Origin of the sequence: Tardiphaga sp. (assembly GCF_025356345.1) — a bacterium.
GTDB lineage: Bacteria > Pseudomonadota > Alphaproteobacteria > Rhizobiales > Xanthobacteraceae > Tardiphaga.
This window is the reverse complement of the sequence record NZ_JANXTC010000079.1, coordinates 1-9327: the sequence shown is the minus strand read 5'-3', so window position 1 is coordinate 9327 and position 9327 is coordinate 1. Positions and strand designations below refer to the sequence as shown.

Sequence of the window (9327 nt, the reverse complement as noted above, 5' to 3'; positions counted from 1 at the left end):
AGATGTCGGTTTGCGCGCCGTGCTTCAGCTTGGTCTGAAAACCGACCATATTCCACAGCGTCGCCAGCGCGTTGTCCTGCCGCAATTGCACGACGGCCCAGGCCTTGGTCTGCGGGTCATGCTCGTTAGTCAGGCCGACCGGCTTCATCGGACCGTGACGCAGCGTCTCGCGCCCACGCTCGGCCATCACCTCGATCGGCAGGCAGCCGTCGAAATAGGGCGTGTTCTGCTCCCATTCCTTGAAGTCGGTCTTTTCACCGGACAGCAGCGCGTCGATGAAGGCCTCGTACTGGTCCTTGGTCATCGGGCAGTTGATATAATCGGCACCGGTGCCGCCGGGCCCGACCTTGTCATAGCGCGACTGGAACCAGGCGGTGTCCATGTCGATGGAATCCTTGTGCACGATCGGCGCGATCGCGTCGAAGAACGCCAGCGCATCCTGGTCGGTGACGCCGCGTATGGCTTCGGCCAGTGGCGACGAGGTTAGCGGGCCGGTGGCGACAATGACATTGCCCCATTCGGCCGGGGGCAGGCCGGCGATCTCGTGGCGGTCGATGGTAATCAGGGGGTGGTCGGTGAGCGCCCGGGTGACGGAATCCGAAAAGGCATTGCGGTCCACTGCCAGTGCGCCGCCGGCGGGCACCTGGTTGGAATCGGCGCAGCGCATGATCAGCGAGCCCAGCCGTCGCATTTCGGCGTGCAGCAGGCCGACCGCATTGTTCAGCGCGTCGTCGGAACGGAAGGAGTTCGAACAGACCAGTTCTGCCAGGCCCTCGGTGAGGTGGGCCTCGGTCATCCGGTGCGGCCGCATCTCGTGCAGCACAACGGGGATACCTGCGCGGGCAACCTGCCAGGCGGCCTCCGAGCCTGCGAGGCCGGCGCCGATGATGTGAACGTAGTCAGTCAATAAAGGGGCTGTTGTCATGGCCCCGCATGTAGCGCGTTTTGCCGAGAAGTGGAATTCGCTTCGCAGCGTTGTTCGATCGTTGCCGCAGTTTCTTGCGCTCCACGAGAGCGCCCGCTGAAAGCGGACGCTATCCGTGATTCATCAAGACAGACGGATCAACCGTTGTAGGCGCCGGAAGCAACGCGCGGAATGTCCGAACGGTCGAGGCCGATATCGGAAAGCTCGCGGTCGCTGAGCTGGGAGAGTTCGGCAACGTTGCGCTGGTAATCGCGGAACGCCTGGATCATGCGGATGAAGGAAACGAGCATTGTAATTCTCCTGAGTTTGACGGTTCATCTCTTGGAGAAGCAACCGCCGTTGAAATGAATATAGATGGCTATATCGCGGTGCGGCACTGTAAATGTTGCGATGCAGCTAGGCGCTCACCGCATGGCTACAGAAAGGAATGATTAAGGTTCTGGCAACCTGCCTTTTTATTGGTATCGGGCTCGGGTTCTTTGTCGCAAAAACCAAGGTTTCGTTGTTAATTAGTCAGTTAAAACATGCTGTTGCAAAATAATAGAGGTTTCTAAATACCGACGCTCGGGGGGCCGGGCTGGCGCTAGTGAGACGTCACTTGCGTGGGGTAATTCGCAAATTTCCTGAATAATCGCCCGATGGATCGATATGCGTGATTCGCATGGCGTAGGCGAAAATGAATTCAAATTCATATTTTAGATTTTGCGTTAGGGCTGCCCCTTTTCAGGGCCACCGCACGTTGCGGATGCCGGCACGCCAATTCTCACGCTGTCGCATGGCATGTCGCCGGTCGTGGATGCCGGTGCATTGTCGCCGTGACCGCCGCGCGATAATTCGGCAGGCCAGAAGGGCAGCGCCCGTGCCTATTGCAGCGGTGGAGCAGCGCAAGCCCGGTCATACCCGTGATTTTGTGGCCGGTTTCGTCGCTCCGGCCATGCCGGCGCAGGCGCTATGGCGCTTTCGCCAATTGGCTGGCGAAAGCGGCGATCGTCCGGGCGTAGACGTCGCTCTTGTTCCATTGCTGGATGACCGCGAAGTTCGCCGTGCCGGGCGCAAAATCCTGGTCGCGCTTCCAGCCATAGCTGGCAAGATAGTTCGCCGTGGAAGCCAGGACGTCGGGGGCGCTATGGAGCAGGTCTCGACGGCCGTTGGCGTCGAAATCGACCGCGAATTTCAAATAGGAGGATGGCATGAACTGGGTCTGGCCGAGTTCGCCCGCCCAGGCACCGCGCATCTCCGTCGGCGTCAAGTCGCCGCGATCGACGATCCGCAGCGCGTCCAGTAATTCACCGCGAAACATGTCGGCACGACGGCAATCATAGGCCAAAGTGACCAGCGATCGGATGGTGGGGAACTTGCCGGTGTTGACGCCGTAATCCGTTTCCAGCCCCCAGATGGCTACCAGCACCGGTCCAGGTACGCCATATTGCGCTTCGATACGCCCCAGCACCGAGCCGTAACGCTTCAGCATGTCGCTGCCGCGCAGCAGGCGCGGTGGCACCATGCGGCCGGAGAATTGTTCGAAACTCTGCTGGAACACTTGCTGACCGCGGTCGCGCGTCAGCACCGTATTGTCCAGCGTCACGCCATTCAGCGCGGCGTCGATCGCACGCTGTGAAATGCCCTTGCCGGCGGCCTCGGTTCTGACGTCGCCTAGCCAGTTCTCGAAGCTGGCACTGCCACAGGTGGCGGCCGCGTAGCTGGACGAGGGCGCCAGCAGCAAGGCGCTGACAAGCAGCGTTCGGAGCAGGGGGCTGATGATCATCGGGGCTCGTTATGCCGTGGACCGCGGCGCGAATGATACTTCGCACCGCGAAAGGTTTACGGCTAACCGCGGCTAAAACAAGTCCCCTGTCGTGAGTTATTGGCAACGTCGGGGCCGGCGTCGAAACACGACGGCCCCGACGGTTTTAAGGAAATATTACTTGTCGTTGCGCCACTGGAATAGCGAGACCGGGAAGTCCGCCGCCGAGCGCTTGATCTTGTTGCGGGGCGGCAGCGACGGCGGGTTCGGATTGCGCTCCACCAGCTTGCGGTAGAGATGCCAGGTGGCATGGCCCAGCAGCGGAATGGCGACCGCGAGGCCAAGAAACAGCGGCAGCGAGGCGAGCACCAGCACGGCGGCTACGATCAGGCCCCACATTGCCATCGGCAACGGGTTGCGTGCCACGGCACGCATCGAGGTCGTGACCGAGTCAATGACATTGGCATGACGATCCAGCATCAGCGGAAACGAGACGACGCTAATGCATAGCGCGACCACGGCGAACAGGAAGCCGACACCGCAGCCGACCACGATCAATTCCCAGCCTTGCGGCGTGGTCAGGACGCGGGAGACGAAGTTCGGAATTTCGGCCGCCGACTCGTGGCCGAAGGCGGCAACATAGATCGCCTGCGCGGTGGCGATCCAGGTTACGAACAGCACCAGCAGCGCCGCACCGAGCCCGATCATCGCGCCGAGCGAGGGCGAACGCAACACGTCGACGGCGTGCCAGGCGGAGGCCTCGTCGCCCAGTTCGCGGCGGCGGCTGAGTTCATAAAGACCGAGGGCGGCGAATGGGCCGAGCAGGGCAAAGCCGGCGGCCAGTGGAAACAGCAGCGGCAGGATCGAATAGCCGAGCACGGTGCGCGCCAGCATCAGGCCAACGATCGGGTAGATCAGGCACAGCATGATGGCATGACTTGGTACCGCCTTGAAGTCCTCCCAGCCGAGCCGTAGAGAATCTGTCAGGTCAGCAAAGGTAATGGCGCGGACGGCCGGCAGATCGGCCGCGGTCGCCTGTGGCGCGAAGTGCGAGACATTTCCGGGGTATGGCGTGGCCATCGTGATCTCCCTTTTTGTGGCAGCCTTCATCGTGCTTTTCGAGAGCGCGCGGAGCTGCTTGAAGCGATCACGAACAGACCAGACGCGAGAGCAATGAACCGGCCTTGCCGCAACCTGTCTCATCATCCTACGCTCATTGCGCGAAGTCGCGTCTCACGCTTCGGTGAGGTTGCGCCGGGCATTGGCTTCCGGCGAAAGCCCGCGTAGATTTTCCGTGCCGGATCACGCACGATGACTCCGGAACGCATCCGCTACAAGATACTTTCACCTCTTCATCAGATCTATTGGGAGCGACATTATGAGCATTTTCGGAAAAATCATGGGCGCGATTTTCGGTACCAGCGCGACGGCTGCCACCCCGGACGCCGCCCCCGCTGCCGGCGGCGCTGCGACCCCCGCCGCCAGCGGCTCGCCGGTTGCGACGGTGGATGTGGCGCCGATCCTCGACAAGGCGGTTGCCGCCAAGGGCGAGAAGCTGGAGTGGAAGACCTCGATCGTCGATCTGATGAAGGCGCTGGATATCGATTCCAGCCTGACCGCGCGCAAGGAGCTGGCCAAGGAACTGGGTTACACCGGCGACAGCAGCGATTCAGCGACCATGAACGTCTGGCTGCACAAGCAGGTGATGACCAAGCTGGCGGCCAATGGCGGCAAGCTGCCGGCGGATATCAAACACTGATCCCGCGGAAGGACGATCAAAGGCCCGCTCAGCGGGCCTTTTTTTCGCAGTGACCGTTCAGCGTTTTGGATTTAAGAGGTATTAAAGTAGCTCGACCATCAACGGGACAGGCGTCATGATCATCCTTCCGAGATTGTTTACAATGGCTTTGGTGGCATTGCTGCCGTTCGGCGCTGCCGCGCGCGCCGATAGCCTGAAAGTGCTCAGCGCGGGCGCCTTCAAACAGGTGTTGACGGCGACGCTGCCGACCTTCGAGGCGGCTGGCCACGCGGTGACGGTCGATTCAGACACGGTCGGTGGCCTGGTCAAGCGGGTCGAAGCCGGTGAAAGCTTCGACCTGATCATCGCGTCGCCGGCGGCGCTGGCGACCCTGCGCAAGGCGGGCAAGCTCGCTGGCGCCGATACCGATCTGGTTCGCGTCGGCGTTGGTGTCGCGGTGAAGGAGGGCGCAGCCCGCCCCGATATCAGCACGGTCGAAGGCTTCAAGCAGACGCTACTCGCCGCGACGCGTGTGGCCTATATCAATCCCGCGTCCGGCGGCAGCAGCGGCATCTATCTCGACGGGCTGATCGACCGGCTCGGCATCGGCGCCGAGATTCGCGCCAAATCAGTGCTGGTCAATGGCGGCTATTCGGCGGAACGTATCACTAGCGGCGAGGCGGATGTCGCGGTGCAACAGATCAGCGAGTTGCTGCCGGTGAAAGGCGTCGTGCTGGTCGGCGCGCTGCCGGCAGAGATCCAGAACTACACGATCTACGCCGCGGGCCTGGCCGCCGATCCGGCGCACCGACCGGCGGCGCAGGCGCTGATCACATGGCTGCGGAGCCCGCTGGCTCGCGATGCCGCCACTGCCAAGGGAATGGAGCCGATAAGTCCGCCCCCGTCGATCAAATAATCAAAACCAAAAACAGGAGGATAGCCATGGAAAACACCGACCGCAGGACGATCCTGACCACGGCCGCGCTGGCGTTCGTCGGCGCGGTTGCGACAGGGAACCCGGCCCGGGCGCAGGCCGGATCGAAAACTATTTTCGTGGTACCAGCGACCACGATTCCCATCGTCGGCGAGAGCGACGTGTTTCCGGTGCGCCGGATCTATTGCATCGGTCGCAATTATGCCGCGCATGCGATCGAGCGCGGTTCCGACCCGACCCGCGAGCCGCCGTTCTTTTTTCAGAAACCGACCGATGCGATCCAGAACGTCGCGATCGGCACCGTGGTCGATCATGCCTATCCGTCGCTGACCAGGAATTATCACCACGAGGTCGAGCTGGTGGCGGCGTTGAAATCCGGCGGCACCAATATTCCCGCCGAGAAGGCGCTGGAGCACGTCTATGGCTATGCGCTGGGCCTCGACATGACGCGCCGCGATCTGCAGAACGCGCAAGCCGCCGAGAAGAAGCCTTGGGAGATCGGCAAGAGCTTTGATCATGGCGCCGTGATCGGACCGATCCATCCGGTGAGCAAGACCGGGCATTTCACCAAGGGGTCGATCTCGCTGGCGGTGAACGGTACCGTTCGGCAGAACTCCGACCTCGACAAGATGATCTGGAGCGTCGCCGAGCAGATCGCCAAGCTCTCGGAAGCGTTTGAACTGAAGGCCGGCGATATCATCTATTCCGGCACGCCGGAAAATGTCGGCCCGGTGGTCAAGGGCGACGTGCTGCTTTGCAAGCTTCAGGGCCTGCCGGACATGTCGATCAAGATCGTCTGAGGCGAGGGCGTCATCGCGGCAAAGTTCATTCCGGGGCGGGAGCAGCACAGGCTGCGACCTAACCCGGAATCCCGACGTGGCTGAACATTTCGAGGTTCCGGATTCGCACGTTGCTGGCGCAACGCGCGCCCCGGAACGACGGTGTTCATCCCACCATGTCCGCCACTTCCGGATGCTGGTCGAGATAATCCGACACGAACGAGCAGCCGGCGACCACCTTGTGGCCATCGGCCCGGATCAGTTCCAGCGCGCCCGCCACCAGCCTTGATGCGATGCCCTGGCCGCGCAGCGCTGGCGGCGTCTCGGTATGGGTGATGATGACGCGATCGCCGGCCAGCCGGTAATTGGCGAAAGCCACGGTGCCACCGACGTCGAGCACGAATCGGTCATTGGCCTTGTCGTCATGGACCACGGATGCGGCGAGAGCGTCTGTCATGGCTATTCCTTGAGACGGGGCCGGGGCTAAGGGCACTGGTTTGGTCCCGAACAGTCGACGATCACCCGCCCGGTTGCAAGATTACCCGCTCGGTGTCTCGCCGTGCTAGGGTGAATCATCGCGCGCCGGCCCACCGGCGCGTTTTCATTTGAGGCAGGCTTCAGCCGCCAATCACGCCGTCAGGACAGACCATGAGCAATCCGCCCAACCAAAAAGGCCCCAACACCAAGAAGAAGCAAAAGTGCAAGAATTGCGAGGGCAAGGGCCTGCTGAAGAAGGGCGACAAGGTCGTGACCTGCCAGCGCTGCAAGGGGACAGGCTTGCGATAGTACACTTGTCGTTTTTTACCGTCTGACGTAGCATGTTTTCGCCATGATCCGTTCTTGGCGAAATTCGGCGACACGCAAGGTCTGGGAATGCGGATCGTCGAACCAGTTTCGCCGGCTCGATGTCGAGACCGCGATCGATCTTGTACTGGCGTTGAACGCGGCCCATTCGCTTCGCGATCTGAGTCCGCTGAAAAGCGTCGGCCTTCACAAGCTGAAGGGGGACCGCGGCGGGCAGTGGGCGATGACCGTCAACGAACGCTGGCGGATCTGCTTCGAGTTTCGCAAGGGCGATGCCTACGAGGTCGCATTCGCTCATCCGGGCTACACTGGCTGCATCGGCTCAGCCTCTCGGCGTGGTCAGCGCGACGATGACGTCGTCCATGCGCGATAGCATGAAGTTCGGGGCACGTGCCTTCAGGGCAGCGGCGCTGGTATAGCCCCACGACACCGCCGCAAAGTCGATGCCGGCCTCGCGCGCCGCGTCGATGTCGCGAATTTCGTCGCCGATCGAGATCGCTTCGTCCACCGAGATTCCGGTGAGGTCGAGGACGCGCTGAAATTTCGCCTTCTTGCCGAACAGCCCGGCGCCGCAGGCGAAATAGGCGACATGCTGATCGAGATCGCCAAGCACCGTGCGGACATTGTCTTCGCTGTCGGAACTGACAATGGCGATGGTGACGCCGCGCGCCTTCAATTCGCGGAACATGCGATCGACGCCCGGAAACAGTGCGATGCGGTCGATCTGTTTGGATTTCAGCTTGCGCATATCGCGCGCGATCAGCGGGATGCGCCATTTGCTGACGCCAAGCAGCCTGATCAGCTCGCCGGCGCCGACGTTGCGCAATTGGTCAATGCGGTCATTCTCGACGCGCTGAAATTTGTGCTTGTCGGCGACCGCGTTGATGACGCTGAGAAACCAGGGAAAGCTGTCGGACAGCGTGCCGTCCATGTCGAATATCGCGAGTTTATAGGGCATGGTGCTGGGAAGCAGGGATCCTGACCGGTTGCCGGTGCAAGCCGGTCTCGTCGGAGATGGCCGCAGTGTCTATTGAACCGATGATGGGCCCATCGGCCGCACAGATCAACCGCGATCACCGCGGCGAAACGCTGCATGGCGATACGGCCTTCTTCCGACAGGTCGGCGCAGTCTTTAGATAAATCTACCTGCGGCGTGAAGGAGCGTCCCGGCATGCCCGGTAAGGCTCAGCCTTTGAAGCCGGAACGGTGTAGGCTCGCCACTCAGCATAAGTGAAGCCGTACTTCTTCATGCAGGCGAGTGCCTTCGGAGTATTGTTAGCTGGCTCTTGTGCGGAAGCTGCGCAATTGACTGATAGTATCACGACTGAAGCGATCATATATGATTTCATATACATCTCCTACATGCTGCCTAACGCTAGAGTTTATAGCTGGACTGCTTGCGGCACTTAGCGCGGATTGCCTCGGCCTTTTCTTGAGGCCCTGACAGGAAGACACCGCCATCGGGCTGCCGTTTGGCGCCATACTCGATCATGCACTGGCGAGTAAGCTCCAGCGCATCTTTCGCGGCGGCTGGAGTGGCAACGAGAACAGCAGCCAAACCGAGAAGCGACAACGCTTTCATAGTGCACCTCATTTCTTGCTGCAGGTGAATTTGGTCCCGTTCTTCGTGGTGCCGGTGGCCTTGTTTCCGTGCTTTGAAACCGAATAGGTGCCTCCGTCCGGGTATCCCGTCAGATGGATATAGGCCATCGAGCCTCCATCATAATTGCCGGAAATGATGCCTGGAGCGGAACAGGTCCAAGTTTCAGCATGTGCAGGCGTCACGGCCAAAACGAGACAAATTGCGAATTTCTTCATCAATTTCCCCGTTATGGTAGTGGAACCGTGCAAGTCGCTTACGGAACCCACAAGCTCGGCGATTGGGAACATCAGAAATATTGTTGAGCTTGATTCCGAAGTCAATGTTGCCAAAGAGCCGAAATCGGGCGAACGGCTGTGAGACTGGACCATATTTGCGACGACTGCTGCTCCAGATTCGTCGGCAGCGCAAGGCAATCGAGGCACTAAGCCGTCGGTATGAGCTTCAGTCGAAGGTCTCGCCGATTTCCATTCAAATCTCGACCTGGGTGCACATTATTCGGCAGCGACCGGCGTCAGTTCGAATATGCGTCCGTATTTTGCCGCTACCACCAGGTCGCCGCGGCGTAGCGCGCCATGGGCGGCTTCGAGCTTTCGTACCTCCGCCGGTGACAAATAGGGTGACCACGCGGTGTCGTCCTCGATCAATTCGACCTGGATTTCGGCGCCGTATCGACCTTCGTGGATGAACTCTTTCGACGGACGAGTCATAGCGGTCTCCGCTGCATGAAATCCGCGGACCATCGTCGCCGATCGGGTCGATACGCCGTCACCAGAATGGCCGGATGCCGGTGATCCCGGGAA

The 9327-nt window shown here is 60.9% G+C and carries 14 protein-coding genes; 5 read left to right on the top strand and 9 right to left on the bottom strand.

The window, feature by feature from the left end:
- The 4 genes from trmFO to Q0S16_RS04375 all read right to left on the bottom strand — a co-directional run.
- Nucleotides 1–925, bottom strand: a 925-nt coding sequence (gene trmFO / locus Q0S16_RS04390) for a methylenetetrahydrofolate--tRNA-(uracil(54)-C(5))-methyltransferase (FADH(2)-oxidizing) TrmFO (protein WP_295845472.1), incomplete at its 3' end; no start/stop codon positions are given.
- A 137-nt stretch (nucleotides 926–1062) separates the two neighbouring features.
- Nucleotides 1063–1215, bottom strand: a complete 153-nt coding sequence (locus Q0S16_RS04385; protein WP_265078655.1) for a DUF1127 domain-containing protein — start codon at nucleotides 1213–1215, stop codon at nucleotides 1063–1065.
- Between the two features lie 659 nt (nucleotides 1216–1874).
- Nucleotides 1875–2690: a lytic murein transglycosylase gene (locus tag Q0S16_RS04380; protein WP_295845468.1), complete on the bottom strand. Its 816-nt coding sequence runs from the start codon at nucleotides 2688–2690 to the stop codon at nucleotides 1875–1877.
- Nucleotides 2691–2846: 156 nt separating this feature from the next.
- The gene (locus Q0S16_RS04375) at nucleotides 2847–3749 is read right to left on the bottom strand and encodes a DUF2189 domain-containing protein (RefSeq protein WP_295845463.1); all 903 of its coding nucleotides are present in this window, start codon (nucleotides 3747–3749) and stop codon (nucleotides 2847–2849) included.
- Nucleotides 3750–4047: 298 nt separating this feature from the next.
- Between Q0S16_RS04375 and Q0S16_RS04370 the strand changes: the two genes are divergently transcribed.
- The 3 genes from Q0S16_RS04370 (at nucleotide 4048) to Q0S16_RS04360 (ending at nucleotide 6141) form a co-directional block, all read left to right on the top strand.
- A complete protein-coding gene (locus tag Q0S16_RS04370) occupies nucleotides 4048–4428 on the top strand; it encodes a DUF3597 domain-containing protein (RefSeq protein ID WP_295845456.1) in 381 nt (126 codons plus the stop codon).
- Between the two features lie 115 nt (nucleotides 4429–4543).
- Nucleotides 4544–5323, top strand: coding sequence for a substrate-binding domain-containing protein (locus Q0S16_RS04365; protein WP_295845450.1), 780 nt, complete (start codon nucleotides 4544–4546; stop codon nucleotides 5321–5323).
- 26 nt (nucleotides 5324–5349) lie between these two features.
- Nucleotides 5350–6141, top strand: a complete 792-nt coding sequence (locus Q0S16_RS04360; protein ID WP_295845448.1) for a fumarylacetoacetate hydrolase family protein — start codon at nucleotides 5350–5352, stop codon at nucleotides 6139–6141.
- Nucleotides 6142–6286: 145 nt separating this feature from the next.
- On the opposite strand, the gene Q0S16_RS04355 is transcribed toward Q0S16_RS04360, so the two are convergent.
- Nucleotides 6287–6577: a GNAT family N-acetyltransferase gene (locus Q0S16_RS04355; RefSeq protein WP_295845443.1), complete on the bottom strand. Its 291-nt coding sequence runs from the start codon at nucleotides 6575–6577 to the stop codon at nucleotides 6287–6289.
- A gap of 191 nt (nucleotides 6578–6768) precedes the next feature.
- Between Q0S16_RS04355 and Q0S16_RS04350 the strand changes: the two genes are divergently transcribed.
- Nucleotides 6769–6906 (top strand): hypothetical protein, encoded by a 138-nt coding sequence (locus Q0S16_RS04350; protein WP_295845437.1) that lies wholly within the window; start codon nucleotides 6769–6771, stop codon nucleotides 6904–6906.
- A gap of 43 nt (nucleotides 6907–6949) precedes the next feature.
- Nucleotides 6950–7297 (top strand): type II toxin-antitoxin system RelE/ParE family toxin, encoded by a 348-nt coding sequence (locus Q0S16_RS04345; RefSeq protein WP_295845436.1) that lies wholly within the window; start codon nucleotides 6950–6952, stop codon nucleotides 7295–7297.
- Here Q0S16_RS04345 and Q0S16_RS04340 read toward each other — a convergent pair.
- From Q0S16_RS04340 to Q0S16_RS04325, 4 genes are all read right to left on the bottom strand, one after another.
- Nucleotides 7247–7882, bottom strand: coding sequence for an HAD-IA family hydrolase (locus Q0S16_RS04340; protein ID WP_295845435.1), 636 nt, complete (start codon nucleotides 7880–7882; stop codon nucleotides 7247–7249). The two genes, Q0S16_RS04345 and Q0S16_RS04340, sit on opposite strands and share 51 nt — an antisense overlap.
- A 417-nt stretch (nucleotides 7883–8299) precedes the next feature.
- Nucleotides 8300–8506 carry a hypothetical protein gene (locus tag Q0S16_RS04335; protein WP_295845433.1) on the bottom strand — a complete coding sequence of 69 codons (207 nt, stop codon included), beginning with the start codon at nucleotides 8504–8506 and terminating at the stop codon, nucleotides 8300–8302.
- Between the two features lie 8 nt (nucleotides 8507–8514).
- Nucleotides 8515–8742, bottom strand: coding sequence for a hypothetical protein (locus Q0S16_RS04330; protein WP_295845432.1), 228 nt, complete (start codon nucleotides 8740–8742; stop codon nucleotides 8515–8517).
- A 276-nt stretch (nucleotides 8743–9018) separates the two neighbouring features.
- Nucleotides 9019–9234 carry a hypothetical protein gene (locus tag Q0S16_RS04325; protein WP_295845430.1) on the bottom strand — a complete coding sequence of 72 codons (216 nt, stop codon included), beginning with the start codon at nucleotides 9232–9234 and terminating at the stop codon, nucleotides 9019–9021.
- Nucleotides 9235–9327: the final 93 nt, after the last annotated feature.

Coding starts and splice junctions, on each gene's coding strand:
- Q0S16_RS04385 (WP_265078655.1), bottom strand. CDS start 1,215: ATGCTCGTTTCCTTCATCCGCATGATCCAGGCGTTCCGCGATTACCAG.
- Q0S16_RS04380 (WP_295845468.1), bottom strand. CDS start 2,690: ATGATCATCAGCCCCCTGCTCCGAACGCTGCTTGTCAGCGCCTTGCTG.
- Q0S16_RS04375 (WP_295845463.1), bottom strand. CDS start 3,749: ATGGCCACGCCATACCCCGGAAATGTCTCGCACTTCGCGCCACAGGCG.
- Q0S16_RS04370 (WP_295845456.1), top strand. CDS start 4,048: ATGAGCATTTTCGGAAAAATCATGGGCGCGATTTTCGGTACCAGCGCG.
- Q0S16_RS04365 (WP_295845450.1), top strand. CDS start 4,544: ATGATCATCCTTCCGAGATTGTTTACAATGGCTTTGGTGGCATTGCTG.
- Q0S16_RS04360 (WP_295845448.1), top strand. CDS start 5,350: ATGGAAAACACCGACCGCAGGACGATCCTGACCACGGCCGCGCTGGCG.
- Q0S16_RS04355 (WP_295845443.1), bottom strand. CDS start 6,577: ATGACAGACGCTCTCGCCGCATCCGTGGTCCATGACGACAAGGCCAAT.
- Q0S16_RS04350 (WP_295845437.1), top strand. CDS start 6,769: ATGAGCAATCCGCCCAACCAAAAAGGCCCCAACACCAAGAAGAAGCAA.
- Q0S16_RS04345 (WP_295845436.1), top strand. CDS start 6,950: ATGATCCGTTCTTGGCGAAATTCGGCGACACGCAAGGTCTGGGAATGC.
- Q0S16_RS04340 (WP_295845435.1), bottom strand. CDS start 7,882: ATGCCCTATAAACTCGCGATATTCGACATGGACGGCACGCTGTCCGAC.
- Q0S16_RS04335 (WP_295845433.1), bottom strand. CDS start 8,506: ATGAAAGCGTTGTCGCTTCTCGGTTTGGCTGCTGTTCTCGTTGCCACT.
- Q0S16_RS04330 (WP_295845432.1), bottom strand. CDS start 8,742: ATGAAGAAATTCGCAATTTGTCTCGTTTTGGCCGTGACGCCTGCACAT.
- Q0S16_RS04325 (WP_295845430.1), bottom strand. CDS start 9,234: ATGACTCGTCCGTCGAAAGAGTTCATCCACGAAGGTCGATACGGCGCC.